This is a genomic window from Planomonospora corallina (assembly GCF_042650625.1).
In the GTDB taxonomy this organism is placed as follows: Bacteria; Actinomycetota; Actinomycetes; order Streptosporangiales; family Streptosporangiaceae; genus Planomonospora_B; species Planomonospora_B corallina.
The window spans coordinates 1-25,355 of the sequence record NZ_JBHSBM010000040.1; the positions used below are offsets into that span (position 1 = coordinate 1).

23 protein-coding genes are annotated in these 25,355 nt (G+C 73.0%); 18 read left to right on the plus strand and 5 right to left on the minus strand.

All coding sequences use genetic code 11. The annotated features are described in order from the left end of the window. The coding region (locus ACFOWE_RS26830) for a hypothetical protein (protein ID WP_377292579.1) at positions 1-1,293 on the plus strand (1,293 nt) is incomplete at its 5' end. 88 nt (positions 1,294-1,381) lie between these two features. Here ACFOWE_RS26830 and ACFOWE_RS26835 read toward each other — a convergent pair. Then, entirely contained in the window at positions 1,382-2,308 is a 927-nt protein-coding gene (locus ACFOWE_RS26835) for an MBL fold metallo-hydrolase (RefSeq protein ID WP_377292581.1), read from the minus strand. A gap of 111 nt (positions 2,309-2,419) precedes the next feature. Between ACFOWE_RS26835 and ACFOWE_RS26840 the strand changes: the two genes are divergently transcribed. Beyond that, complete coding sequence (locus tag ACFOWE_RS26840) at positions 2,420-3,088, plus strand: single-stranded DNA-binding protein (protein ID WP_377292583.1); 669 nt, start codon at positions 2,420-2,422, stop codon at positions 3,086-3,088. Here ACFOWE_RS26840 and ACFOWE_RS26845 read toward each other — a convergent pair. Continuing rightward, positions 3,075-4,364: a DUF1015 family protein gene (locus ACFOWE_RS26845; RefSeq protein WP_377292585.1), complete on the minus strand. Its 1,290-nt coding sequence runs from the start codon at positions 4,362-4,364 to the stop codon at positions 3,075-3,077. The genes ACFOWE_RS26840 and ACFOWE_RS26845 overlap by 14 nt on opposite strands. A 107-nt stretch (positions 4,365-4,471) precedes the next feature. Between ACFOWE_RS26845 and ACFOWE_RS26850 the strand changes: the two genes are divergently transcribed. Together ACFOWE_RS26850 and ACFOWE_RS26855 are read left to right on the plus strand one after the other, a co-directional pair. Beyond that, the gene (locus tag ACFOWE_RS26850) at positions 4,472-4,912 is read left to right on the plus strand and encodes a tetratricopeptide repeat protein (RefSeq protein ID WP_377292587.1); all 441 of its coding nucleotides are present in this window, start codon (positions 4,472-4,474) and stop codon (positions 4,910-4,912) included. A 120-nt stretch (positions 4,913-5,032) separates the two neighbouring features. Next, complete coding sequence (locus ACFOWE_RS26855) at positions 5,033-6,046, plus strand: HAD-IIA family hydrolase (RefSeq protein ID WP_377292589.1); 1,014 nt, start codon at positions 5,033-5,035, stop codon at positions 6,044-6,046. A gap of 138 nt (positions 6,047-6,184) precedes the next feature. On the opposite strand, the gene ACFOWE_RS26860 is transcribed toward ACFOWE_RS26855, so the two are convergent. Continuing rightward, the gene (locus ACFOWE_RS26860; RefSeq protein WP_377292591.1) at positions 6,185-6,532 is read right to left on the minus strand and encodes an SCP2 sterol-binding domain-containing protein; all 348 of its coding nucleotides are present in this window, start codon (positions 6,530-6,532) and stop codon (positions 6,185-6,187) included. Between the two features lie 494 nt (positions 6,533-7,026). Between ACFOWE_RS26860 and ACFOWE_RS26865 the strand changes: the two genes are divergently transcribed. The 12 genes from ACFOWE_RS26865 (at position 7,027) to pssA (ending at position 19,952) form a co-directional block, all read left to right on the plus strand. Further along, the gene (locus ACFOWE_RS26865) at positions 7,027-7,209 is read left to right on the plus strand and encodes a hypothetical protein (protein ID WP_377292593.1); all 183 of its coding nucleotides are present in this window, start codon (positions 7,027-7,029) and stop codon (positions 7,207-7,209) included. Then, a complete protein-coding gene (locus tag ACFOWE_RS26870) occupies positions 7,206-8,024 on the plus strand; it encodes a TlyA family RNA methyltransferase (RefSeq protein ID WP_377292595.1) in 819 nt (272 codons plus the stop codon). Before ACFOWE_RS26865 ends, ACFOWE_RS26870 begins: the two co-directional genes overlap by 4 nt. Before the next feature lie 142 nt (positions 8,025-8,166). Beyond that, positions 8,167-9,072: an NAD kinase gene (locus tag ACFOWE_RS26875; RefSeq protein ID WP_377292597.1), complete on the plus strand. Its 906-nt coding sequence runs from the start codon at positions 8,167-8,169 to the stop codon at positions 9,070-9,072. Positions 9,073-9,162: 90 nt separating this feature from the next. After that, positions 9,163-10,872: a DNA repair protein RecN gene (recN, locus tag ACFOWE_RS26880; protein WP_377292599.1), complete on the plus strand. Its 1,710-nt coding sequence runs from the start codon at positions 9,163-9,165 to the stop codon at positions 10,870-10,872. 115 nt (positions 10,873-10,987) lie between these two features. Further along, positions 10,988-12,199, plus strand: a complete 1,212-nt coding sequence (gene steA, locus ACFOWE_RS26885) for a putative cytokinetic ring protein SteA (protein ID WP_377292601.1) — start codon at positions 10,988-10,990, stop codon at positions 12,197-12,199. Continuing rightward, a complete protein-coding gene (locus ACFOWE_RS26890) occupies positions 12,196-13,221 on the plus strand; it encodes a copper transporter (RefSeq protein WP_377292603.1) in 1,026 nt (341 codons plus the stop codon). Before steA ends, ACFOWE_RS26890 begins: the two co-directional genes overlap by 4 nt. A gap of 4 nt (positions 13,222-13,225) precedes the next feature. Continuing rightward, positions 13,226-14,089 carry a hypothetical protein gene (locus tag ACFOWE_RS26895; protein WP_377292605.1) on the plus strand — a complete coding sequence of 288 codons (864 nt, stop codon included), beginning with the start codon at positions 13,226-13,228 and terminating at the stop codon, positions 14,087-14,089. Continuing rightward, positions 14,089-15,858: a murein biosynthesis integral membrane protein MurJ gene (gene murJ, locus ACFOWE_RS26900; RefSeq protein ID WP_377292607.1), complete on the plus strand. Its 1,770-nt coding sequence runs from the start codon at positions 14,089-14,091 to the stop codon at positions 15,856-15,858. Before ACFOWE_RS26895 ends, murJ begins: the two co-directional genes overlap by 1 nt. Next, positions 15,851-16,945, plus strand: a complete 1,095-nt coding sequence (locus ACFOWE_RS26905) for a glycosyltransferase family 4 protein (protein WP_377292609.1) — start codon at positions 15,851-15,853, stop codon at positions 16,943-16,945. The genes murJ and ACFOWE_RS26905 overlap by 8 nt, the downstream gene beginning before the upstream one ends. 418 nt (positions 16,946-17,363) lie before the next feature. Continuing rightward, complete coding sequence (locus ACFOWE_RS26910) at positions 17,364-18,356, plus strand: TerC family protein (protein WP_377292611.1); 993 nt, start codon at positions 17,364-17,366, stop codon at positions 18,354-18,356. Between the two features lie 164 nt (positions 18,357-18,520). Continuing rightward, entirely contained in the window at positions 18,521-19,132 is a 612-nt protein-coding gene (locus ACFOWE_RS26915; protein ID WP_377292613.1) for a phosphatidylserine decarboxylase, read from the plus strand. After that, complete coding sequence (gene pssA / locus ACFOWE_RS26920) at positions 19,119-19,952, plus strand: CDP-diacylglycerol--serine O-phosphatidyltransferase (protein ID WP_377292615.1); 834 nt, start codon at positions 19,119-19,121, stop codon at positions 19,950-19,952. The genes ACFOWE_RS26915 and pssA overlap by 14 nt, the downstream gene beginning before the upstream one ends. 129 nt (positions 19,953-20,081) lie before the next feature. On the opposite strand, the gene ACFOWE_RS26925 is transcribed toward pssA, so the two are convergent. Then, complete coding sequence (locus tag ACFOWE_RS26925; protein ID WP_377292617.1) at positions 20,082-20,723, minus strand: MBL fold metallo-hydrolase; 642 nt, start codon at positions 20,721-20,723, stop codon at positions 20,082-20,084. Further along, entirely contained in the window at positions 20,720-21,523 is an 804-nt protein-coding gene (locus tag ACFOWE_RS26930; protein WP_377292619.1) for a maleylpyruvate isomerase family mycothiol-dependent enzyme, read from the minus strand. The genes ACFOWE_RS26925 and ACFOWE_RS26930 overlap by 4 nt, the downstream gene beginning before the upstream one ends. Before the next feature lie 261 nt (positions 21,524-21,784). Here ACFOWE_RS26930 and uvrA point away from each other — a divergent pair, with 261 nt between their 5' ends. Both uvrA and ACFOWE_RS26940 read left to right on the plus strand, forming a co-directional pair. Further along, positions 21,785-24,625, plus strand: a complete 2,841-nt coding sequence (gene uvrA / locus ACFOWE_RS26935) for an excinuclease ABC subunit UvrA (protein ID WP_377292621.1) — start codon at positions 21,785-21,787, stop codon at positions 24,623-24,625. Positions 24,626-24,872: 247 nt separating this feature from the next. Beyond that, complete coding sequence (locus ACFOWE_RS26940) at positions 24,873-25,274, plus strand: Rieske (2Fe-2S) protein (protein ID WP_377292623.1); 402 nt, start codon at positions 24,873-24,875, stop codon at positions 25,272-25,274. Positions 25,275-25,355: the final 81 nt, after the last annotated feature.

Consider the following 25,355-nt stretch of genomic DNA (forward strand, 5'->3'; position numbering starts at 1 on the left):
CGTGGTGGTGAGCGTCGTCCGTACGGGGACCGCGAGGGTGGTTTCCGTGGTCGTGACGATCGTGGTGGTGAGCGCCGGCCGTTCAGTCGCGAGGACCGGCCGCGTGGCGGTGGTTTCCGTGACCGTGACGATCGTGGTGGTGAGCGTCGTCCGTACGGGGACCGCGAAGGCGGCTCCCGCACCCGCTACGGCCGCGACGAACGGGGCGGCCAGGCCGAGGCTCCGGCACGGCAGCGGGAGGAGCTGCCTCCGCTCGCTCCGGACATCACCGCCGACGAACTCGACAAGGAGATCCGTGAGGAACTGCGCTCGCTCCCGCTCGACCTCGCTGACCTGATCTCCCGTCACCTGGTGGCGGCCGAGCGGGCGCTGGCGGAGGAGAACGCCGAGCAGGCCTACGAGCACACGAAGGTCGCCCGTCGTTTCGCGGCCAGGATCGGTGTGATCCGGGAGGCGGTCGGTATCGCCGCCTACCGCGCCGGTCATTTCGCCGAGGCGCTCAGCGACCTGCGGGCCGCCCGCCGGATGACGGGGTCCGAGGCGTTCCTTCCGGTCATGGCCGACTGCGAGCGCGGTCTCGGCCGTCCGGAGCGCGCGCTCGACCTGGCCCGGTCCCAGGAGGCCGAGAGGCTCGACCGGGCGGGGAAGATCGAGATGGCGATCGTGGAGTCCGGCGCCCGGCGGGACCTCGGCCAGAAGGACGCCGCGGTCATCACCCTGCAGCGCCTGCCCGAGCTGCGCGACGACCGTCCGCACCCGTGGTCGGCCCGGCTGGCCTTCGCCTACGCGGACGCGCTGGCCGACGCGGGCCATGAGAGCGCGGCCACCGAGTGGTTCGGCCGTGCGATGGCCTTCGACGAGGACGAGGAGACCGACGCGGCCGAGCGTTACGCCGAACTCACCGGCGCCGTCATCGAGGACCTGGAGGAGGACTTCGAGGACGGCGAGGCCGAAGGCGCGGACGAGGCGGGCGACGGCGGGGAGCCCGGTGAGGAGCAGGACGCCGAGCCGGAGGGCTTCGCCGTTCTGGATGAGGAGATCGAGGGCGAGGTCGACCTCGACGAGGAGGACGAGCGCGTCATCGGCGAGATCGCCCAGGAGGAGCCCGCCGTGGCGGAGGAGAAGGCCCCGGAGAAGGCCCCGGAGGAGGACACCGCCGCGACCGCCGAGGAGGAGGCCGCGAAGAAGGGCGAGCCCGGCGTCGGTCCGGCCTTCATCGAGCCCGACTTCGGTGACATCCTGGACGAGCCGGCCGAAGACGAGGACGAGGGCACCGAGGGCGACAGGAAGTGATCCCATCCGTCCCGGGCGAACGGCCGTTCGCCCGGGACGGATCACCGTCTCGGTGAGGTGGATCGGCGGCGCCTCGTCGCAGGGAGGCTCAGGGCCGGACCCGGTCCAGCCAGTGCATGATGCCGGCGACGTTGGACGGGGCGCCGCTGAGCAGTTCGAACTGTTCAGCGGTCGCGTCGTCGGCCTTCAGCGCCGCATAGCGCTCCCGCGTACGATCTCTGACCATCGCCACCGCGTGGTCGAGGTCCAGTCCCTCCGCATGCGCCTGCCGGGTCAGGTCGACCCAGACGCGCAACTCCTCCGCGGAGCGCTCCAGAGTGGCGGTCACGTCCGTGACGGGCCCGTAGTGGCTGAACAGCAGCCGCTGCGGTCCCAGGGCCTCGAACAGCGCGATGGAGTCCAGGGCGGTCCGCAGGTCGAAGTCGGGGGGCGGAGTGGCGGGGCGCAGGTCCCCGGTCTGCGGGAGATACACGCCGGCGGCGTCGCCGACGTAGAGGTCTCCGGTGTGCGAGTCGATCAGGCCCACATGGTGTTTGGCGTGGCCGGGGGAGTAGTGGCTGCTCAGCGTCCGCCCGTTGCCGAGGTCTACGGCTCCGGTGTCGCCGAGCGCGCGGATGCGCGAGGCGTCCGTGGCGGACAGCTCTCCGAACAGAGTGTCCAGTTGGTCACCCCAGACCATCCGCGCGCTGGCCATGAGCCGTGACGGGTCGGCGAGGTGCCGCGCGCCCTTCTCGTGCACGACGATCTCCGCCTCGGGGAAGAACTCCGCGATGTCTCCGACGCCGCCGGCGTGGTCGAGGTGGATGTGCGTGACGACGACCGTGGCGAGGTCGCGGGGGCCGACGCCCAGGGAGTTCAGTGCGTCCCGGACCACCGGGGCGGAGGTGGATGTTCCCGTCTCCACCAGGCATGGGCGGTCCCCGAGGATCAGGTAACCCGCCGTGATGCCGGAGTATCCCGCCATCCGCGTGTCGATCTCATAGACGTCTCCGCCAAGGTCGGTGATGTTGTCCACAGGCCACCTCAGAGCTGGAACCGGCGTCCCCAGAACGGTATTCGACCATTCCGGCACAGCTCACATCGTAGAGAGTCGTCCCCGAACGGCAGAGACCGAAGGAGGGACGAGATGGATCGCAACGAGGTGACCCTGGTGGGGCGCCTGCCCGAGGCCGTGCAGATCAAGTCGTCGCGGAGCGGCGCCCGGTTCGGCACCTGGCGGCTGATCGTCCGGCGGAGGCAGGAGGGGCGGAGGACACGGGTGGACACCATTCCGTGTGTGTCGTTCGACCCCGATGTCATCGAGAGCGCGGAGGCCTGGCTGCCCGATGACATGATCGAGGTGATGGGCTCCCTGCGCCGCCGCTGGTGGGGAGGGAAGGACTCCAAGTCGACCGCTCACGAGGTCGAGGTCCGTACGGCGAGACCGTTCGGGAGGCAGGAGGCGGCCGCCTCCGCCGGGGAGACCGGTGCTCTGATGTCCGTGTCCGCTGGAGAGGGCGGCGTGCCGGTGCCAGTGTCCGCTGGAGAGGGTGGCATGCCGGTGCCAGTGTCGGCGGGGGAGGACGGTGCGCCTGTCGCCGAGCCACCCTCGCCGGTCGAGCCGGCGGGCGTCAGGGCGGCGATGCCTCCCGCCCTGGTGATCGCCGCCCCGCCGGATCCGCCCTCGCCCAGGCCGGTCGCTTCCCTCCTGGGCGCCGGGCCCGGGTCCTTCCCGCGCACCGGGTTCGCCACCGCGGAGGGGGCGGCGGGAAGCGGTCTCCTCCGCCCGGCTCTCGACCGCGTCAGCCCGGGGTGAGCAGACGCAGGACCAGACCGGTCCGGGGTTTGGGCCCGAAGGAGGTGGATTTGCGGGGCACCCGATCACCCTGCGCGGCCACGGCGAGCACGTCGTCGACCGAGAGCGGGTTCAGCAGCACGGCCGTGCCCCCGCAGTCGCGGGCGAGCCGCACGGCGGCCGCGGGGTCGTGGTGGACGATGCGCACCGAGTGCTCGTCGTCGCGCATCCCCCAGACCTTCGGCAGCAGGAACTCCGTGAGGACCGAGGTGTTCAGCGCACGCCACCGGGCCGAGCGGTCCGCAGGCATGGCGTGCTCGAGCTGGCAGGGGTCGGGGTCGGTGAGCAGGTGCGCCGGGCCGCCGCCGGCGAGGAGGAAGGCCGGGCCGGTGGCCTTCTCCAGCGCGGTGAGCGCCTCGGACAGATCCGCGTGTTCGTGGACCTGCCAGGCGCCGCGCGCCCGGGCCACGGCCTCCGTGAGGGGCAGGCCCGGGATGACGCGGTGGATGGCCTTCAGGTCCGGCGGGTAGGCGTCGAGGTCCACCAGGAGGGCCAGGCCGAAATCCCACGGTCCGGGTTCGGCCGCTCCGTCGGCGGATCCGGCCGCGTGGTGCTCCGCCTGCAGGGCGCGGTAGGTGGCGTAACGGTGGTGACCGTCGGCGATGAGGGCGCTGCGGGTGCGCAGGTCGGCGTCGAGGACGGAGAGCTCGGCGGGGTCGGTCAGGGCCCACAGCCGATGGCGGATCCCGTCCCGGGTCCGGGCCTCGACGAGTGGTGGGCGGGTGGCGGCGACCCGGTCGACGAGACGGGTGGCGGCGCCGTTCCCGCCCTCGTAGAGCAGGAAGATGGGCTCCAGGTTGGCCTCGGTCGTGCGCATCAGCGCGAGCCGGTCGGCGACCGGTCCGGGCATGACGTCCTCGTGCGGCAGGATCACCCGCTGTTCCGGTGCGGCCAGGCCCACGTCCCCGATGAGGCCGCGTTGGAGTGTCCCGGGGCCGGTCTGCTCGTAGACGTAGACGGCGGGGACCTCGTCGGTGACCAGTACCCCGGAGGAGAGCCAGGAGCGGAGGATCTCACGGGCCTCGGCGTACCGATGGCGGTCCGCGCCGGGAAGGATGAGCCGGACCACGTTGTTGGGATGGGAGTCGAGCAGATCTCGCACGTCGTCCTCTGCGATGAGGTCGTAAGGCGGCGAGGTCGCCTCGGCCAGATCGTCGACCGCGAAGCGCACCCCATGGAACGGGCGCAGCACCAGCCCGTCAGGTACCGGCAGTTCAAGATTGGCCATAGTGGGCATGCTGCCATAAGGCCTGAAACGCTTAGATATCGCCCTGTGTGGTGGCACCTGGTCCCGTCAGGGAAATCGGTCAGATCTGTCATCTGGCGATGAAGGAGGCCCTGGTAATGATCGGAAGACATGACCCGTCCGATTTCTCTGATCCTGGATTCGACTCCGAGGGGGGCGAGCCGGCGGGGACCGTCTACGACTGGTTCCAGCGGGGGAGGAAGCTCCTGGCTGAGGGGAGCCCGGCCGCCGCGGCGGCGCTGCTGGAGCGCGCGGCCGAGGCCGAGCCCGAGTCGCGGAGCATCCGCGAGGCGCTCGCCCGGGCCCAGTTCAACTCCCGGCGGTACGCCGAGGCCGTCGACAGCTTCCGCTGGATCGTCGACGCCAACCCGGCCGAGGATTACGCGTACTTCGGGCTGGGACTGGCCCTGTGGCGGACCGGGGACATGGACGCGGCCCAGGAGCCGCTGGCCATCGCCGTCGCGATGCGCCCCGACCAGCGCCACTACGTGTCGGCGTTGAAGAGCGTCCGCGCCACGTTGCGGGCCCGCCGGATGTGATGGGAAGCGGCGGAGAGGGGAAGCGACAGCGAGGGGAAGGGGCGAGGGAGGAAACGGCTGGCGGACACGGACGGCGCCGAAGATGATCGGCGGGTGCGGCTCGGATGGTGGAATGGGCGGGTGGACTCACAGACACTGATCGACTCCTATGACACCCTCCTGCTGGATCTCGACGGAGTCGTCTACCTCGGACGCGGCGCCGTATCGGGGGCTCCGGAGGCCCTGCGGCGGGCGGAGGGACGCGGTGCGCGGCTCGCCTACGTCACGAACAACGCCTCCCGCACCCCCGCGGCCATCGCCCGGCACCTGAGCGAGCTGGGCGCGCCCGCGGCCGCCGAGGACGTGGTCACCTCGGCCCAGGCGGCCGCGCGCCTGGTCGCCGAGCGGGTGGGGCCGGGCGCCCCGGTCCTGGTGGTCGGGGGCATGGGACTGCGCACCGCGCTGCGGGCCCACGGCCTGCGGCCGGTGAGCACCGCGCTGGAGAAGCCGGTGGCCGTGGTGCAGGGCATCGCGCCGGATCTGTCCTACGGCCTGCTCTCGGAGGGCGCCCTGGCGGTGCGGAAGGGCGCTCTGTTCGTCGCCGCGAACGGGGACTCGACCATGCCGACAGGCCGGGGCGAGCTGCCCGGGAACGGCGCGATGACGCGGGTGATCGCCACCGCGACGGGAGTGGAGCCGATCGTCGCGGGGAAACCCGAACCTCCGCTGCACCGCGAGGCGGTGCTGCGGACCGGCTCCACCCGGCCGCTGGTGGTCGGTGACCGGCTCGACACCGACATCGAGGGCGCGCGCAACGCGGGAGTCGACAGCCTGCTCGTGCTGACCGGCGTGGCGGGTCCGCTCGACCTGCTGACCGCGGGCCCCCGGCACCGGCCCACCTTCATCGCCGCGGACCTGTCCGCGCTGCACCGGCCGTACCCGGCGCCGCGGCGGGACGGGGAGACGTGGGGCTGCGAGGGGTGGAGCGCCCGGTGGGACGGCGGGAGACTCCACCTGGACGGCGGGGGCGACCCCGTCGACGGGCTGCGGGCGGCCTGCGCCGCGGTCTGGGAGGCCGCAGGGGACGGGCACGCCGACGCGGACGCGGTGAAGGGGGTGCTCGCCTCCCGGCTCCAGGACGGCGCGTTCGTATAGCCCGGGACGCGGACGTGGGGCACGGGCGGCCGGGACGTGTCCCTGTCACGCGGCTGGCGGCGGGGGTGTCCTGCGGGCAGGGGGTTTCCCTCGGGCGGCGGGCACGCCTCCGGAAGGAGGCCCTACAGCAGTTTGGGCCTACAGCAGTTTGCGGAGCCGGAGGAGGTCGCCGAAACTGGCGTCGATCTTGACCCGGCCGCCGAACACCGCCCTGCCCATGTCGAGCTCTCCGTTGACGAGCGCGACCAGGTCGTCGCTGCCGAGGGTCAGCTTCACCGCCGCGGGTGTGCCGTCGGCCGGTGGAACGTCGTCGAAGGGACCGAGGCCGCCGTGGTGGAGGCGGCCGTGGAAGGTGACCCCCAGGTCGCTGATGTGGCAGCTGATGGTGCGCTCGACCACGTGCTTCGCGCGGTCCTCCGGGTCGATCTCCTCGAACTGCTCGCCGAGCTTCCGCAGTGCCGCACGGCACTCGTCGATGGTCGCCATCGAGTGGCGCTCCTTTCTCTCCAGGACCGGCCCGGATTCCTTTCCCTACGGACGGTAGCGTTCCACATGGACGGGGTGCGTGATCCACCGCGGCGGGCGTGCCGGAGGGCACCGGAGGAGGAGGGCCCGGCCGTATGCTCGGTCCGCCGTGTGACACGCGGCGGGACCACCGGCCCCGCCAGGGTGACAACGAGCGGGGCATGCGCGATAGTTCGCGGGCGGCCGGATCGTCCGGGAGCGCTCCGACATCCTCCGGCGGCGCCGGACGGGAGCCCGCCGGCCGTGCTCCGGCCGGAGACCCGCTGGTACGGGGCCGGCTCGGGGCTCCGCAGGCCGTAGCATGTCCGGCCGGAGCGTCCGCGGCGCGATGATCGAGGAGATAGGATTGTGCGTGTCGAACACATGATCGATTTTCGGGCCGCCGACCGGATCCCCGCGCTCCGGCGCGCCGGAGGCGGCGCCGGGACGGCGGAGCGCGCTTCCGGAGGGAGAGCATGACGGACCTGCCGGAGTTTCCCGAGCGGACCGGGGACGAGCTGGTGGACGCCGCCCTGGGCGGCCTCGCCGTGCTCGGCGACGTGCCCGTCGCGGCGCATGTCGCCGTGTTCGAGGAGGTGCTCGCCGGCCTGGAGCGGGCGCTCGCCGCCGCGGACGAGACAGCGGACCGGTCCCGGTGAGCCGCCGGGCACGGCTCGACAGCGAGCTCGTCCGTCGCAAACTGGCCCGGTCCCGGGAGCAGGCGGCCCAGCTCATCGAGGCGGGGCGGGTCACCGTCGGAGGCCGGACCGCCTCCAAGCCCGCCACCCAGGTCGACACCGCCTCGGCGATCGTGGTCGCCGAGGCCTCCGAGGGCCCCGACTACGTCTCGCGAGGGGCGCACAAGCTCATCGGGGCGCTGGAGGCGTTCGGCCCGGCGGGGCTGGCCGTCGCGGGCCGGCGCTGCCTGGACGCCGGAGCCTCGACCGGCGGCTTCACCGACGTCCTCCTGCGCAACGGCGCGGCGCACGTGCTCGCCGTCGACGTCGGGTACGGCCAGCTCGCCTGGTCGCTCAGGACCGACGAGCGGGTCACCGTCATGGAGCGGGTCAACGTCCGGGACCTGACGCCCGACATGGTCGGCGAGGCGCCCACCCTGGTGGTCGGGGACCTGTCGTTCATCTCGCTGCGGCTGGTGCTGCCCGCCCTGGCCGCCTGCGCCGCTCCGGAGGCGGACTTCGCGATGCTGGTCAAGCCGCAGTTCGAGGTCGGCAGGGAACGGGTCGGCGCCGGTGGCGTCGTCCGCGACCCCGGCCTGCGCGCCCAGGCCGTGCGGGACGTCGCCGAGGCCGCGCAGGGGCTCGGCCTGACCGTGCGGGGGGTCACCGCCAGCCCTCTTCCCGGCCCGTCGGGCAACGTCGAATACGTGATCTGGCTGGGCAAGGGGGAGGGCGTTCCGCCGGTCGGGGATCTCGACGCGGAGATCGCACGCGCGGTGGCGGAAGGCCCGCAGTAGTGGCACGCCTCCAGCGATCCCGGCAGGGCCTCGGGCGGCGTGCCCGGCGGAGTCGCTCCCGGCAGCGTTCCCGGCAGCGTTCCCGGCAGTGTTCCCGGTGGTGCACGCCGGGCCTGCGACACCGTCCCGCGGAGGATGGAACATGACGTCCAAGCGCACCATGCTCGTCACCGCCCACACCGGGCGGGAGGCGGCCGTCGACAGCGCCCGGCTGGTGATCGCCCGGCTGGTGGGCGCGGGCGTGGCCGTGCGCGTGCTCGGCGCCGAGGCGGAGGCGATCGCCCTGCCCGGGGTCGAGGTGGTGCCCACGGGCCTGTCCGCGATCCAGGACGCCGAGATGATGATCGTGCTCGGCGGTGACGGCAGCCTTCTGCGCGCCGCGGAACTGGCCCGCCCGGTGGGGGTCCCGCTGCTCGGGGTCAACCTCGGTCACGTGGGCTTCCTGGCCGAGGCCGAGGTGGAGAACCTCGAGGTCGCGGTGGACGGGATCGTGCAGAGCCGCTACGACGTGGAGGAGCGGATGACCATCGAGGTCACCGCGCGCCTCAACGGCCAGGTGCTCGCCGACACGTGGGCGCTCAACGAGGCGACGGTGGAGAAGCGCGAGCGCATGCTGGAGGTGGTCGCCGAGGTCGACGGGCGGCCGCTGTCCCGGTGGGGCTGCGACGGGGTCATCTGCGCCACGCCGACAGGTTCGACCGCCTACGCGTTCTCCGCGGGAGGACCGGTCGTCTGGCCCGAGGTGGAGGCGCTGCTGCTGGTGCCGATCAGCGCGCACGCGCTGTTCGCCCGGCCGCTGGTGGTCTCGCCCCGCTCCGTCCTGGCGGTGGAGATCCAGCCCCGGACGGCGGGCGCGGTGCTCTGGTGCGACGGCCGCCGCCGCTTCGACCTGCCGGCCGGCGCCCGGGTCGAGGTCCGCCGGGGCGCGGAGCCGGTCCGGCTCGCCCGGCTGCACGGGGTGGAGGACACCGGAGCGCCGTTCACTGACCGTCTGGTGGCCAAGTTCGACCTCCCCGTCCAGGGGTGGCGAGGGCGCGCGCGCTCGTAGCGCGTCCGGACGGCGGTGGCGCCGAGCGCGTAGGATCGTGCCCGCGCACCGCACTGATGTTCGGTCTATTCGATGTGACGGGAGGGACCAGTGCGACCCAGGGTCGAGGAGGTCCGCATCCAGGGACTCGGCGTGATCGACGAGGCCGTCCTGGCGCTCGCGCCGGGGTTCACCGTGGTCACCGGTGAGACCGGTGCGGGCAAGACCATGGTGGTGACCGGTCTCGGGCTGCTGTTCGGCGGCCGGGCCGATCCCGCCCGCGTCCGTCCCGGCGCCGACAAGGCCACCGTCGAGGGCACCCTCGTGGTCGACCCGCAGGGCCGGGTAGCCCAGCAGGTCGAGGACGTCGGCGGAGTGGTCGAGGAGGGCGAGCTGATCATCTCGCGCACGGTCTCCGCCGAGGGCCGGAGCCGGGCCTGGCTGGGCGGGCGGAGCGTCCCGGTGGGCACGCTCACCTACCTCGCCGACGACCTGGTGGCCGTGCACGGGCAGATGGATCAGCAGCGGCTGCTCCAGCCGGGCCGCCAGCGCGCCGCTCTCGACCGCTACGCCGGCGACGAGCTGGTCAAGCCGCTGCGCGCCTACGAGCAGGCCTACCGGCGCCACAAGGAGGTGGCCGAGCAGCTGGCCGAGATCACCACCAGGGCCAGGGAGCGGCAGCAGGAGGCGGACCTGCTCAGGTTCGGGCTCGACGAGATCGAGAAGACCGACCCCAAGGCCGGTGAGGACGTCGCGCTCCTGGAGGAGGAGGAGCGGCTCTCCCACGCGGACTCGCTCCGCAGCGCCGCGGAGACGGCGCACATGGCCCTGCTCGGTGATCCCATGTCCACCGACCAGGGCGTGGACGCCGTCTCGCTGGTCGGGCAGGCCCGCACCGCCGTCGAGGCGGCCCGCGACTACGACCCGGTGCTGGCCGGGCTCGCCGACCGGCTCGCCGAGGCCGGTTACCTGATCTCCGACATCGCCACCGAGCTGGCCGGCTACGCCGAGTCGATCGAGGCCGACCCCGCCAGGCTCGCGGCCGTGCAGGAGCGCCGGGCCCAGCTCACCCACCTCGTGCGCAAGTACGGCGAGGACACCGGGGTGGTCCTCGCCTGGGCGGAGCAGGCCGCGCGCCGCCTGACCGAGCTGGAGGGCGACGACGACCGGATCGCCGACCTCACCCGCGAGCACGAGGAGCTCACCGGCCGCCTCACCGAACTGGCCGCCGAGCTGACCCGGATCCGCAGGGCCGCCGCCGAGCGGTTCGGGCGGGACGTCACCGAGGAGCTCACCGCGCTGGCCATGCCGCACGCGCGGGTCGTGGTCGACATCACCCGGGCGGCCGACTTCGGCCCGCAGGGCGTGGACGAGGTGGAGCTGAAGATGTCCCCGCATCCCGCCTCGCCGCCGCTGCCGCTCAACAAGGGGGCCTCCGGCGGTGAGCTGAGCCGCGTCATGCTGGCGATCGAGGTGGTGTTCGCCGGCGCCGACCCGGTGCCGACGTTCGTGTTCGACGAGGTGGACGCGGGGGTGGGCGGCAAGGCCGCCGTCGAGATCGGCCGCCGGCTCGCCCATCTCGCCCGCACCGCGCAGGTGATAGTGGTCACACACCTGCCGCAGGTCGCCGCCTTCGCCGACCAGCACCTGGTCGTGGAGAAGTCCGACGACGGCAGTGTGGTCCGCAGCGGCGTGGTGGCGCTCGACCGTGACGGCCGGATCCGCGAGTTGTCCCGCATGCTGGCGGGTCTGGAGGATTCCGAGCTCGGCCGGGCGCACGCCGAGGAGCTCCTGGCGGCGGCGGCCGCGGCCAAGGGATGAGGCGCCGTCCCGGGCCTCGGCGGGCGGGCCCCGGGACGGCGGAGGCCCGTGCCGGAGCTGACACGCGGTCCGGTACGTGGCTCCCCCGCTCTCTCCCTCTGGCAGGATGGGCACGATGAAGGTTCCGACTGACGGGCTGCAACGCAGGCTCACCGGATACCTCCGCCGCAGGAAGGTCACGGACCTTCCCGGGGTGACGGCAGTGGCGAGGATCGACCGGCGGACCAAGAGGCTGACCAAGCGCCTCCAGGCCGGGGAGATCGCGATCATCGATCACGTGGACGTCGACCGGGTGAGCGCGGAGGCGCTTGTCGCGTGCGGCGCGGCGGGTGTGGTCAACGTCGCCGCGGGCATCAGCGGCCGCTACCCCAACCAGGGGCCGCAGATCATCGTCGGGGCGGGGGTGACGTTCGTCGACAACGCCACCCCGGAGCTGTTCGAGCGGGTCAAGGACGGCGACCTGGTCCGTCTGCACGAGGGCGTCGTCTACCTCGACGACGAGATCGCGGGCAAGGGCGAGGTCCAGACGGCCGAGTCGATCGAGGCCGCGATGGCCGAGGCGCGGGCCGGGCTGACGGTCCAGATCGAGGCGTTCGCCGCGAACACGATGGAGTACGTCCGGCGGGAGCGGGACCTGCTCATCGACGGGATCGGCGTGCCCGACATCCGGACGGACATGGAGGGGCGGCACGTCCTCATCGTGGTGCGCGGCTACCACTACAAGGAGGACATCGCGGCCCTGCGCCCCTACATCCGGGAGTACCGCCCCGTGATGATCGGGGTCGACGGCGGCGCCGACGCGCTGCTGGAGGCCGGGTACGTGCCCGACGTCATCGTGGGCGACTTCGACTCGGTCTCCACCAAGGCGCTGTCGTGCGGCGCCGAGCTCGTCGTGCACGCCTACCGGGACGGCCGCGCGCCGGGCCTGGAGCGGGTCGAGCGGCTGGGCCGCGAGGCCGTGGTCTTCCCGGCGGTCGGCACCAGCGAGGACATCGCGATGCTCCTCGCCGACGACAAGGGTGCCGAGCTGCTCGTCGCCGTCGGCACCCACTGGACGCTGGAGGAGTTCCTCGACAAGGGACGCTCCGGCATGGCCAGCACCTTCCTCACCCGCCTGCGGGTGGGCAGCAAGCTCATCGACGCGAAGGGCGTCAGCCGGCTCTACCGCAGCCGGATCTCCACTCCGTCCCTGCTCCTGCTCGTCGCCACCGCGCTGATCACCATGGGGGTGGCGATCTTCGTCTCTCCCGTGGGCAAGATCTGGATCGACAGCCTCCGCGATGTCTGGAGCAGTTTCACCTTCTGGCTGGTCGGACTCTTCTCGTGATCGATTTCCGCTATCACCTCGTATCCATCGTCGCGATCTTCCTCGCGCTCTCGGTCGGCATCGTGCTGGGCACCACCCTGCTGGAGGAACCGGCCATCAAGACGGCCGAGACCCTCGCCGACCAGCTCAGCAAGGGCAACACCGAGCTCCGCGACCAGCTCGACGCGCTGCGCAAGCGCGAGGCGGGCAACGACGCCTTCACCGCCGCCCGCACGCCCGAGCTCGTCCGGGGCGCGCTGGCCGGGAAGAGCGTCGTGATCGTGGAGGCGCCCGGCGCCACCGCCGCCGTCAGCGAGGCCGTGCAGCAGACGGTCACCGCGGCCGGGGCGACGGTGACCGGCAAGGTCACCCTCACCGAGAAGTACGTGGACGCCGGTCAGTCCGGTCTCGTCGACAGGCTCGCCACCGCGGTCAAGCCCGCCGAGCTGACGTTCCCCGCCGAGGACACGCCGTACGACAAGGCCGCGGCGGTCCTCGCCGGCGCGATCGTGACCGCCGACCCCACCCAGACCGGGAAGGAGAACCCCGCCGCGGCGGCCGTCCTCGACGCCTTCGAGCGCGCCGGCCTGATCACCGTCGCCGGGGCCGCGCCCGCCGCGCAGGAGGGGCAGGCCGGGCAGGAGGGCCGGCTCGTCATGGCCGGCGCGGCCGTGCTGGTCGCGCCCGCGGAGGCGTACACGGGCGAGGACGCGGCCGCGCAGGCGGAGGCGATCGTCTCGACGGCGCTCGGCCTGGACGAGGGCTCCCAGGGAAGCGTGCTGGCCGGGGCGCAGGCCGTCACCGCGACCGGCGGGGCCATCGCCGCGCTCCGGGAGAACAGCGCGGCCGCCGAACGGGTCTCCAGCGTGGACACCGTCGACATGCCCGCGGGCCGCGTCGTGGTGGTCTACTCTCTCCGGGAGCAGTTGTCCGGAGGCGCCGGGCAGTACGGCGTCGGCCCCGGCGCGGCGGCCTTCGAGCCCGCCGTGGCGCCCGTGACGCCGCCGGTCTCCCCGTCCCCCACCGCAGATTCCGGAGGATGATCCGATGGCCCGTCGTGCTCTTGCCGGAGCCCTCGCCGGCGCGGTGCTCGGCGCGGCGGCCGCCCGCGCCGCGTACGCGGCCTTCACCCGCAGGCCGCCGGTCGGCGACACCGGGACCTGGGAGCGGACCAACCACCGCGGCGAGCCGCTCACCCTGCTGGAGGGTCCCGCCTTCGCGGCGGGCGCCGGCGCGGCGGCCGCGGCGCTCCCGTCGCTGCCCGGACGGATCCGCGCGGCCGCGCTGCTGGCCGTGGCCGGCGCCGGCGGCTTCGGCGCCTACGACGACCTGTGCGGGGTGACGTCCTCCAAGGGGTTCCGGGGCCATCTGAGCGCCCTGTCCAAGGGCGAGGTCACCAGCGGCGCGGTGAAGATCCTCGGCATCGGGGCGACCGGCCTGGCCGCCGCCGCGCTGACCTCCCAGGGCGTGACCGACACCGTGGCCAACGGTGCGCTGGTCGCCGGGAGCGCCAACCTGGCCAACCTCTTCGACCTGCGCCCCGGCCGGGCGATCAAGGCCGGGCTGCTCGCCGGCGCGCCGCTGCTGGCCGCCGCCGCCCTGCGGGACCGGCCCGGCCCGGCGGCGCTGGCCGGGCTCACGCTCGGCGCCGCCGCCGCGCTCCTGCCGGAGGACCTGGGCGAGCGGGCCATGCTGGGCGACGCCGGCGCCAACGCGCTGGGCGCGCTGCTCGGCCTGGCCGCCACCGTCACCCTCGGCCGTCCGGGCAGGCTGGCGGTGCTCGGCACCGTCGTCGCGCTGACCGCTGCCTCGGAGAAGATCAGCTTCACCAAGGTGATCGCGGGCAACCCCGTGCTCGACAGGATCGACATGCTCGGCCGCCGCCCCGTGGAGCAGGCGCCCGGCCGCTGATGACCACCAGGATCGGCCAGGGGATCGCCGGGGCGGCGCTCCTCATCGGGGTCGTGACCGTCGCCGCCCGCGTCGTCGGGTTCGGCAGGTACTACGTCCAGTCGCACACCGTCGCCAACGCCTGCCTGGGCACCGCCTACACCACCGCGAACTACGTGCCCAACATCGTCTTCGAACTGGTGGTGGGCGGCGCGCTGGCCGGGATGGTGGTGCCCGTGCTGGCCTCGGCGGCCTCCCGCGCCGGCGACGACCCGCAGGCCAGGGCCGAGGCCGGGCGGACCACCTCGGCGCTGCTCACCTGGACGGTGCTGGCCCTGGCGCCGCTGACCCTGCTGGTCGCCGTGTTCGCCGGGCCGGTCGTCGCGCTCCTCGCCGAGCTGCCGGACAAGGAGTGCGACATCGGGCAGGTCGTCGAGGTCGGCACCCGCATGCTCGTCGTCTTCGCCCCCCGCATGATCTTCTTCGGGCTCGCCGTGGTCCTGTACGGCGTGCTCCAGGCGCACCGGCGCTTCCTGGGACCCGCCCTGGCCCCGCTGGTCTCCAGCCTGGTCGTCGTCGCCTCGAACCTGCTGTTCGCCTGGCTCGACGGGGACGCCGCCGGGAACCTGGACGCGCTGGACCCGGCCGGGGAGCTGGCCCTCTCGCTCGGGGCGACGCTCGCCGCCGCCGCCATGGTGCTGACCGTGATCGGCCCGGTGCGGAGGCTGCGGTTGCGGCTGCGGCCGTCGCTCTCCTTCCCGCCCGGCGTGGCCGCGCAGGCCCGGCGGCTGGCCACGGCCGGGCTCGCGGTGCTCGTCGCCCAGCAGGTCACGCTGACCGCGGTGGTCAGGCTCACCAACGAGCTCGGCGGAGAGGGCCGGATCAACTTCTACACCTACGCCTGGGCGCTGTACCAGCTGCCGCCGGCGGTGCTCGCCGTACCGGTCGCGACCAGCGCCTTCCCGGTGATGTCCGTCCGGGCGGCCGAGGGGGACCACACGGGCTTCGACGCCCTGGCCGCCTCCACCACGCGGGTGGTCCTGCTGGCGATGGGCCTGTCGGCCGGGGTGATGGCGGCGATCGCCACGCCCGTCTCCCGGCTCTTCCTGGAGGGCACCGACGGCGGCAGGCCGGCGGAGATGGCGGCGGCCGTCGCGCTGTTCGCGCCCGGACTGATCGGGTACACGCTGATGTTCCACCTCGCCCGGGTGCTGTACGCCTGCGGCCGGGGGCGCCCGGCGGCCCTGGCCTCGGTGGCGGGGTGGGCGGTGGCGCTGGCCGCCCAGATCGGGCTGGCGAACGCGGCCGGGGACCGGTCCGAGGTGGTCGGGATGCTGGCGCTGGGCAGCACGGTCGGGATGACGGTGGGCGGCGCGCTGCTGGCCGGGGCGGTGCTGCGGGCCAGGGGAGCCGCGGCGCTGGCCGGGACGGGGCGTGCGCTGCTCGCCGCGCTGGCGGGCGGCGGCGCGGCGTACGGCGCGGGCCTGGCCGTGGCCACGGCCTTCGCCGACGTGCCGAAGTGGATGTGCGTGCTGACCGGGGCGGGGGCCGCGCTGGCCGCCGCGGTCGCCTTCGCGGCCGTCGCGGCGGTCGTGGACGGGCCGGACGCCAGGGCGCTGCTCGCGCGGCTGCCCGGTGGAGGGAGGTTGCCCGGCGGCCGGGGACCGTCCGGCGGCGGGGAGCCGGGCGGGAACGGGGAGCCCTCCGGCGGCGGGAGACCTGACGGAGATGAGGAGCCCCCCGGCCGCGGGGAGTCTCCCAGAGGCGAGAGGGAGCGGGCCGATGGCTGAGACGGGGACGCGGGTGGCGTTCGTGCTGGGCACCAGCGCGGGCGGGGTCGGGCGGCACGTGGCGATGCTGGCCGGAGGACTGGCGGGCCGGGGGTACCGGGTGGTGGTGGCCGGACCGCCGAGCACGGAGGAGAGCTTCCGCTTCACCCGGCCCGGCGTCCGGTTCCTCCCGGTGCCGATCTCCGACCGGCCGCGCCCGGCGGGGGACCTGCGGGCGGTTCGGGCGCTGCGGGGACTGCGCGGGGCGCACGCCGTACACGCGCACGGGCTGCGGGCCGGGGCGCTGGCGGCCCTGGCGCTGACCGGGACCGGTGCTCCGCTGGTGGTGACGCTGCACAACGCCGCCACGGCGGGGGGTGCCGTCGGCGCGGTCCACCGGGTGCTGGAGCACATCGTCGCCCGCCGTGCCGACCGGGTGCTGGTGGTCTCGCCCGATCTGGGGGAGCGGATGGCCGCCCTGGGGGCCCGGGACGTCGCCGCGGCCGTCGTCCCCGCGCCGCCGCTGGCCGCCTCGGGCCGGACGGCGGAGGAGATCAGGGCCGGACTCGGCGCCGGCGACCGGCCGATCCTGCTGACCGTCGCCAGGCTCGCTCAGCAGAAGGGTCTGGAGACGCTTCTCGGCGCGGCGGCGCGGCTCGCCGCAGACCCGTCGCGGGCGCTGTTCCTGGTGGCGGGGGATGGCCCGCTCCGGCAGGAGTTGCAGCGGCGGATCGACCGTGAGGAACTGCCGGTCCGGCTGCTGGGCGGCCGGGACGACGTGGCGGACCTGCTCGGGGTGGCCCGGGCGCTGGTCGTGCCCAGCAGGTGGGAGGGCCAGCCGCTGAGCGTGCAGGAGGCGCTGCGGGCGGGCACGCCGGTGGTCGCCACCGAGGTCGGCGGGATCCCGCCGATGGTGGGCGGGGCCGGGCTGCTCGTGCCGTACGGCGATGCCGCCGCTCTCGCCGGCGCGCTCGCCCGGGTGCTCGCCGACGGCGCGCTCGCCCGGCGGCTGGCGGAGCAGGCGTCCCGGCGGGGCCGGGAACTGCCCGGCGAGGAGGAGGCGCTGGACGCCGCGGCGGAGGCCTACCGGGACCTGCGGCGGCGGTGAGCCCGGCCCGGAGCGGCCGCCGGGCCCGGACCGGACGGCGTGCGCGGCCGGGCCTCCGCGTCCGGCGCGGACGGCGTGCAAGGTCCGGGCATCCCTGCCCCGACCGGACGGTGATGGAGGGACCGGAACAGACGGTGTGAGAAGGTTCTCGGCGGACGTTTTAGGAAACCGGGAACAGACGGGCCTGCCCGTGGGTTGGATTAGGTGCCGCCTGGCCAGATCCTTATACTGGCTTGGTTAAGGGGGGGAGTATCCCTTCGCGACAGTCTCGTCATCACGGTGCAGCCTCGACCCATGAGGCCCCCGGGGCTGTCGGTCCGCACGCGATTTCCAGCGCTGAGACCTCCAGCGGTGATGCGTGCCGGGCGGGAGAGACCTCCGGCAGTCAGCCGTGCGCGCCGGAGGGTTAGCAAACAACATGACCGTACCTGTATGGGCCTGGGTCGCCGTGATCGGCGGCCTTCTCGTCGTCCTGGCCTTCGACCTGTGGATCGTCGACCGGGGCGAGCCGCGGGAGTTCTCCATGCGGCAGGCCGGTTTCTGGGTCGGCTTCTACGTCACGCTCGCCGTCATCTTCGGCGTCGGGCTCTGGATCCTCGCCGGGCCCGATCCCGCGGCCCAGTTCTTCGCCGGCTATCTCACCGAGTACAGCTTGAGCGTCGACAACCTGTTCGTCTTCTACATCATCATGAGCCGCTTCGCGGTGCCGAAGGCCTACCAGCACAAGGTGCTGCTGGTCGGCGTGCTGATGGCGCTGGTCATGCGGGGCGTCTTCATCGCGGTCGGCGCCGCGGCCCTGGCGAACTTCAGCTGGCTGTTCTACTTCTTCGGCCTCTTCCTGATCTACACCGCGGTGCAGCTGGTCCGCCAGCATGGCGGCGACGACGAGGAGTTCACCGAGAACGCGGTCCTGCGCTGGGCCCGGCGGGCCCTGCCGCACACCGACGACTACGTGGGCTCCAAGATCATGGTCAAGGTCGACGGCCGGCGCCTGGTCACCCCGATGCTGATCGTCATGGTGGCCATCGGCACCACCGACCTGCTGTTCGCCCTCGACTCGATTCCGGCGATCTTCGGCCTCACCACCGACGCGTTCATCGTCTTCACGGCCAACGCGTTCGCGCTGATGGGCCTGCGCCAGCTCTACTTCCTGCTGGGCGGTCTGCTGCAGCGCCTGGTCTACCTCAGCTACGGCCTGGCGTTCATCCTCGGATTCATCGGGGTTAAGCTGATCGCCGAGGCGCTGAGCTCCAGCGGCGTCTCCTGGGCGCCCCACGTGCCGATCTGGCTCTCGCTCTCGGTCATCGGTGTCACCATGGTGGTCACCACCGTGGCGAGCCTGGTCAAGTCCCGGCGCGATGTACGCAAGAGCAACCAAATCACCGCCCCCGCGGAGGCCAAGCAGGTCTAGCGGATTGTCACGGAAGGCGCTTTGCTTGTCTCGTTGCGCCGTAAAAGGGCTGAGAGGTCGGTAGCATCCTCCCCCAGAGCGGGTAGGCATACCGGTCTAACGCCGCAAGACATCACAAAAGGTTCCCTGTGTCCCACGATTCAGCAAGTCACCCGCCGTCCCGTATGCGGCTGGCGCGTGGCGTCTCTCCGTGGCTGCTCCCGACGGTGGCGGCCTCCGCCGTCACCTCGCTGCTCAGCCGCCGTGACCGGCGCTGGGCTCTGGCGGCCGTCCCGCTGACCGCGCTCACCGGCGGCATGCTCTGGTTCTTCCGGGACCCCGAGCGTGCCCCGGGTTCCGGGCGGATCCTGTCGCCCGCCGACGGCGTGGTGCAGAGCATCGACCCGTGGCCGGACGGCCGCACCCGGGTGGCCATCTTCATGAGCCCGCTCAACGTGCACGTCAACCGCGCGCCGATGGCCGCCACGGTCACCTCGGTGGAGCACGTCTCCGGGGGGTTCCTGCCCGCCTTCGACAAGGACAGCGACAAGAACGAGCGGGTCGTGTGGCACCTGGACACCGCGCTCGGCGACCTCGAGCTGGTCCAGATCGCCGGCGCGGTCGCCCGCCGCATCGTGCCCTACCTGTCGGCGGGGGCCAAGGTGGCCAAGGGCGACCGCATCGGGCTGATCCGCTTCGGCTCGCGGGTGGACGTCTACCTGCCCGAGGGGATCGCGCCCGCGGTCTCCGTGGGTCAGAAGACCGTCGCAGGGGTGACCGGCCTTGACCACGGCTGACGCGAGCTGGCCGATGGGCGGCGGGGCCGACGACGACCCCCGGGGCCCGGTCGGGAAGGCCTTCCGGCTCTCGGCCGCGGACTCGCTCTCGCTGGGCAACGCCCTCTGCGGCTTCCTGGCCGTCTGCGTCCTCGCCTGGTCGGCCATCACCTCCCTGCAGCAGACCAGCAAGTTCGAGGCCAATCCCCAGTTCTTCGGCACCGCGGTGGTCCTGCTGCTGCTCGGCGCCACCTGCGACCTGTTCGACGGCCTGGTGGCCCGCAGGTTCCGCGCCTCGGCGATGGGCGCCGAGCTCGACAACCTCGCCGACGTGATCAGCTTCGGCTTCGCCCCCGCGTTCATGGTCGTCATCTGGGCCGGCTTCAACCCGCAGGTCCCGTTCCTGATGGTGATGGCCGCCGCGGCCTCGGTGCTGCTGGCCGGAGTCATCCGGCTCGCCCGCTTCGCCTGCGTGAAGACCAAGAGCGGCGACTTCATGGGCCTGCCCATCCCGATGGGCGCCATGTCCGTGATCGCGGTCGTGCTGCTCTTCGAGCCGTCCGTCTGGGCCGTGCTGCCCATCTTCGGCATCGCCTACCTCATGGTGAGCCGGATCGAGTACCCCAAGCCCAAGGGCAACCTGGCGGCCGTGGTGCTCGCCTGGATGATGATCAACGTCGCCTGCCTGACCATCTGGGCCGCAGGACTGGCGGGGGGCGACACCCTCATCAAGGTCGGCGCGACCATGCAGCTCACGATCGTGGCGGCCATCCCGCTGCGCATCCTGATGTTCAAGCGGGAGCAGCGCAAGGAGCGCAAGGAGGCCGAGCGCGTCGGCTGAGAGCCGCTCGCGTGCTCCGCTCCGTCCATCCGGGACCGGCCCGCCGAGGGCCGGTCCCGGACGCGTTCCGCGGGCCGGCGGGCGCACCCGGGCCGCTTCGCCCGGGTACGGCCGCCGCACGCGGGACGGCTACCAGCCGCGCGCGCGCCACTCCGGCAGGGAGGGCCGCTCGGCGCCGAGCGTGGTGTCCTTCCCGTGGCCCGGATAGACCCAGGTCTCGTCGGGGAAGCGGTCGAAGATCCGCTCGCACACGTCCGTGAAGAGCCGTTCGAAACGCTCCGGGTCCTTGTTGGTGTTGCCCACCCCGCCGGGGAAGAGCGAGTCGCCGGTGAACAGGTGGCCGTTGTAGTGCAGGGCGATCGATCCGGGCGTGTGGCCGCGCAGGTGGATGACGTCCATGCTGACCACGCCGACGGTGACCCCGTCGCCGTGCTCGACCGTCAGGCCCACCGGGACCGGCAGCGCCGGGGCGTCCAGCGGGTGGGCGACCACCAGCGCGCCGGTGGCGGCGACGACCTCCTCCAGGGCCTGCCAGTGGTCGCCGTGCTGGTGGGTGGTGACGATCTTGCTGATGGGCATGTCGCCGATCAGCTCCAGCAGCCGGTCGGCCTCGGCCGCGGCGTCGATCAGCACGCCGTCGCCGGTGTCGTTGCAGCGCACCAGGTAGGCGTTGTTGTCGAACGGGCCCACGGCGAGCTTGGAGATCGTCACGGCGGGCAGCTCGCGCACGTCGGCGGGGCCGCCGACGCGCACGTCACCGGTGTAGCTCACGGGTACTCCTCGGGAGGCGTCTGGGGAAGACCGGGGGGCGCGGACTGGCCCGGCCACGGCGGCGGTGCGGGCACCGGGCCGGCGGCGGGCTGGTTGCCCGTGCTCCCCTCCGGCATCACCCTGAGGCCGCCCCCCTGGGTGCGGCCGGTGACCCAGCCCAGCAGCGCCCACGGGTCGCCCTGGATCACCGGGCCCGATCCCAGGTCGCGCCAGACCTGGTGGTGCAGGTAGTCGTCGATGGTCTCCTCGACCACGATCTCGCTGATCGGGCTCCGCTCCTTCGGCCAGCACACCAGCGCGTCGTGCAGCTCCCTGCGGACGAACGGCTCCGGCCAGTCGGAGCACGTGTAGCCGGCGCCGAGGTCGGCGTGGTGGACCTCGGTCTCGCGCAGCCGGCGGACCAGGAGGTACCACGCCGGATGCTCGGGCGGCCGGGTCCCGCACACCACGGCGGACCACGCCCGCGCGGGCAGGTCCCGGAAGGCCGCGGCGAGGCGGGCCGAGCTCTCCTCCAGGTCGGCGAGCTGCTCCTTGGCGGGGCGGGAGGCGCCCGCCTCGATCTCGGCGTCGCGGGTGCGCACGTCAGGGTACTGCGGGGTCTCGACGCCGGTCCTGGCCCACTCCACCAGGTTCATGAGGCTGTCGGCGTTGCGGGCCAGGTGGGTCAGCAGGTGCCCGCGGGTCCATCCGGGGAGCCGGGAGGGCTCGGCCACGTCGGGGTCGGAGAAACCGGCCGCGGTGGACAGGAGCCGGTCGGTCGAGGCCGTCAGCTCGGCCTGAAGTCTCTCTAGCAGATCCATCCCTCTACTCCATCATCGCGGCGGCGGCCCTTCCAGCACCCCGGCGGTGCCGTACCCGGGCATAAAAGAACCGGTCCGCGTGGTTGAAACGACAAGCGGCCCGCCGGGCACGGGGAAACCGTACCCTGGGACGGGCGGGACAGGGCGGGGACCCGGCCCCGGACGCCCGTGCCCGACAGGCGCCGGGCGAAAACTGTCGGACCCCGTCGCTACTCTTCCCGCGACCGCTTTCGAACCCTCTACACCGATGTCGGGACTACCGTGGCTGACCGCCTGATCGTGCGTGGCGCACGCGAACACAACCTCAAGGACGTCTCGCTGGACCTGCCGCGGGACTCGCTGATCGTCTTCACCGGGCTCTCCGGCTCGGGCAAGTCCAGCCTGGCCTTCGACACCATCTTCGCCGAGGGCCAGCGGCGCTACGTCGAGTCGCTCTCGGCGTACGCCCGGCAGTTCCTCGGGCAGATGGACAAGCCCGACGTCGACTTCATCGAGGGTCTCTCGCCCGCCGTCTCGATCGACCAGAAGTCGACCAGCCGCAATCCGCGCTCGACCGTGGGCACGATCACCGAGGTCTACGACTACCTGCGGCTGCTGTGGGCGCGCATCGGCAAGCCCCACTGCCCCAAGTGCGGCCGGGCGATCGCCCGGCAGAGCCCCGAGCAGATCGTCGACCGGGTGATGGAGCTGGCGGAGGGCACCCGCTTCCAGGTGCTGGCCCCGGTCGTCCGCGGCCGCAAGGGCGAGTACACCGAGCTGTTCGGCCAGCTCCAGACCAAGGGCTACGCCCGCGCCCGGGTCGACGGCACCGTGGTCCGGCTGGACGACCCGCCGAAGCTGAAGAAGTACGAGAAGCACGACATCGAGGTCATCGTCGACCGGCTCGCGGTCAAGGAGAGCGCCCGCAGCCGCCTGACCGGCTCGGTGGAGACCGCCCTGCAGCTGTCGGGCGGCACGATCACGCTCGAGTTCGTCGACCTGCCGGAGGACGACCCGGAGCGCGAGCGCTTCTACTCCGAGCACCTCCACTGCCCCTACGACGACCTGTCGTTCGAGGAGATGGAGCCCCGCTCGTTCTCCTTCAACTCGCCGTTCGGCGCCTGCCCGGACTGCACGGGCCTGGGCGTGCGGATGGAGGTCGACCCGGAGCTGATCGTCCCCGACCCGGAGCGGACCCTGCGCGAGGGCGCGATCGTCCCCTGGGCGGGCGGCCACAGCAGCGACTACTTCGAACGCCTGCTCGAGGCGCTCGGCAACGCCATGGGCTTCACCCTCGACACCCCGTGGGAGCGCCTGCCGAAGAAGGCCCAGAAGGCGCTGCTGCACGGCCACGACGAGCAGGTGCACGTCCGCTACAGCAACCGCTACGGGCGCCAGCGCTCCTACTACACCGACTTCGAGGGCGTCATCGGCTGGGTGCAGCGCCGCCACGCCGAGTCCGAGAGCGACGGTGTGCGGGAGAAGTTCGAGGGCTACATGCGGGAGATCCCGTGCCCGGCCTGCCGCGGCACCCGGCTCAAGCCGGCCTCGCTGGCGGTCACGGTCGACGGCCGCTCCATCGCCGAGGTGGCCTCGATGTCGATCGCCGACTGCGCGCGGTTCCTGGCCGGGCTGCAGCTCTCGGACCGGGACATGCACATCGCCGAGCGGGTGATCAAGGAGATCAACGCCCGGATGGGCTTCCTGCTCGACGTCGGCCTCGACTACCTGACCATGGACCGCGCGGCCGGCACCCTCGCCGGCGGCGAGGCCCAGCGCATCCGGCTGGCCACCCAGATCGGCTCCGGCCTGGTCGGCGTGCTCTACGTGCTCGACGAGCCCTCCATCGGCCTGCACCAGCGCGACAACCAGCGGCTGCTGGAGACGCTGATCCGGCTGCGCGACATGGGCAACACGCTGATCGTGGTCGAGCACGACGAGGACACCATCGCCGCCGCCGACTGGGTGGTGGACATCGGCCCCGGCGCGGGCGAGCACGGCGGCCAGGTCGTCGTCTCCGGCCCCGTCGCCGAGCTGCTGGCCAGTGAGGAGTCGCTGACCGGCGCCTATCTGTCCGGCCGCCGCTCCATCGCGGTCCCGGCCGCGCGCCGCAAGCGCGACCGCAAGCGGCAGATCACCGTGAAGGGCGCCCGCGAGCACAACCTCAAGGGCGTGGACGTGGAGTTCCCGCTCGGCGTGTTCACCGCGGTCACCGGCGTCTCCGGGTCCGGCAAGTCCACGCTGGTCAACGACATCCTCTACAGCGCGCTGGCCAAGGAGCTGAACGGCGCGCGCACCGTCCCCGGCCGGCACTCGCGGATCAACGGCATGGACCTGGTCGACAAGGTCGTGCACGTCGACCAGTCGCCGATCGGCCGCACCCCGCGTTCGAACCCGGCGACCTACACCGGCGTCTTCGACAAGGTGCGCGACCTGTTCGCCCAGACCACCGAGGCCAAGGTCCGCGGCTACGCCAAGGGCAGGTTCAGCTTCAACATCAAGGGCGGCCGCTGCGAGGCCTGCTCGGGCGACGGCACCATCAAGATCGAGATGAACTTCCTGCCGGACGTGTACGTGCCGTGCGAGGTATGCCACGGGGCGCGCTACAACAGGGAGACCCTGGAGGTCCACTACAAGGGCAAGACCATCTCCGAGGTCCTGGACATGCCGATCGAGGAGGCCCTGGACTTCTTCGACGCGATCCCGTCCATCAAGCGCTACCTGCAGACCCTCAACGACGTCGGCCTCGGCTACGTCCGGCTCGGCCAGCCCGCCACGACCCTGTCCGGCGGCGAGGCGCAGCGCGTCAAGCTCGCCGCGGAGCTGCAGCGCCGCTCCACCGGCCGGACGATCTACGTGCTGGACGAGCCGACCACCGGCCTGCACTTCGAGGACATCCGGCGGCTGCTGGGCGTGCTCAACCGGCTCGTGGACGCGGGGAACACCGTCATCGTCATCGAGCACAACCTCGACGTGATCAAGACCGCGGACTGGATCGTCGACATGGGGCCCGAGGGAGGCTCCCGGGGCGGCACCGTGGTCGCCGCCGGGACCCCGGAGGAGATCGCGCTGGTCGAGGCCAGCCACACCGGCCGCTTCCTGCGCAAGATCCTCGGCAGCTGAGCGGGCCGGCGCCGGGGGCGGGTCAGCCCCCGGCGCCAGGTGCTCACGCCCGGCCCGGCACCGGCCGCCCACGCCCCGCCCCGCCGACGGCGTCCGGGCGGGACGCCGGGGGGGCGAATCCGGACACCGGATGCCGTGCGCCCGGATTCGGGACCGGACCCCCGGGTCAATACTCTTGACGCGGAGCCCGGTATTGACGGGGGACGTTGCGAGAAGGGCCGCAATGAGCAGTAGTGATGGTTCTGTCATGCCCACCCGCAGACAGGTGATCGGCGCCGCGGGGGCCGCGGCGTGCGGCGCGGCGCTGGCCGGCTGCGCCGCGGGCGAGCCCGGTCCGGCCATCGTGCCGCCGGGCGTCAAGGGCCAGGTCGTCGCGAAGGTCGCCGACATCCCGGTGGGCGGGGGCACGGTGCTCACCAAATGGAAGATCGTGATCGCCCAGCCGAGCGCGGGGGTGTTCAAGGCGTTCAGCGCGAGCTGCCCGCACCGGGGCTGCGCGGTCAGCAGCCCGGCCGACGGGGTCATGCGCTGCCCCTGCCACGGCAGCGAGTTCGACGCCGTCTCCGGCAAGTGCCTCAAGGGCCCGGCGGAGGCCCCGCTGGCCGAGTTCCCGCTGAAGGTCGAGGGCGACGGAATCGTCATCCTCTGACCGCGGCGGGGGCCGTCCGCCCCGCTCCCGCCCAACATGTGAATCTTCACAGTTTCCTGACGGCCGGTACGGCATGCTGAC

Bases quoted from the DNA above. Each gene is read 5' to 3' on its own strand.
- ACFOWE_RS26840 (WP_377292583.1), top strand. From the start codon at position 2,420: ATGGATCGCAACGAGGTGACCCTGGTGGGGCGCCTGCCCGAGGCCGTG.
- ACFOWE_RS26845 (WP_377292585.1), bottom strand. From the start codon at position 4,364: ATGCCCACTATGGCCAATCTTGAACTGCCGGTACCTGACGGGCTGGTG.
- ACFOWE_RS26850 (WP_377292587.1), top strand. From the start codon at position 4,472: ATGATCGGAAGACATGACCCGTCCGATTTCTCTGATCCTGGATTCGAC.
- ACFOWE_RS26860 (WP_377292591.1), bottom strand. From the start codon at position 6,532: ATGGCGACCATCGACGAGTGCCGTGCGGCACTGCGGAAGCTCGGCGAG.
- ACFOWE_RS26865 (WP_377292593.1), top strand. From the start codon at position 7,027: ATGACGGACCTGCCGGAGTTTCCCGAGCGGACCGGGGACGAGCTGGTG.
- ACFOWE_RS26875 (WP_377292597.1), top strand. From the start codon at position 8,167: ATGACGTCCAAGCGCACCATGCTCGTCACCGCCCACACCGGGCGGGAG.
- steA (WP_377292601.1), top strand. From the start codon at position 10,988: ATGAAGGTTCCGACTGACGGGCTGCAACGCAGGCTCACCGGATACCTC.
- ACFOWE_RS26895 (WP_377292605.1), top strand. From the start codon at position 13,226: ATGGCCCGTCGTGCTCTTGCCGGAGCCCTCGCCGGCGCGGTGCTCGGC.
- murJ (WP_377292607.1), top strand. From the start codon at position 14,089: ATGACCACCAGGATCGGCCAGGGGATCGCCGGGGCGGCGCTCCTCATC.
- ACFOWE_RS26905 (WP_377292609.1), top strand. From the start codon at position 15,851: ATGGCTGAGACGGGGACGCGGGTGGCGTTCGTGCTGGGCACCAGCGCG.
- ACFOWE_RS26910 (WP_377292611.1), top strand. From the start codon at position 17,364: ATGACCGTACCTGTATGGGCCTGGGTCGCCGTGATCGGCGGCCTTCTC.
- ACFOWE_RS26915 (WP_377292613.1), top strand. From the start codon at position 18,521: ATGCGGCTGGCGCGTGGCGTCTCTCCGTGGCTGCTCCCGACGGTGGCG.
- ACFOWE_RS26930 (WP_377292619.1), bottom strand. From the start codon at position 21,523: ATGGATCTGCTAGAGAGACTTCAGGCCGAGCTGACGGCCTCGACCGAC.
- ACFOWE_RS26940 (WP_377292623.1), top strand. From the start codon at position 24,873: ATGCCCACCCGCAGACAGGTGATCGGCGCCGCGGGGGCCGCGGCGTGC.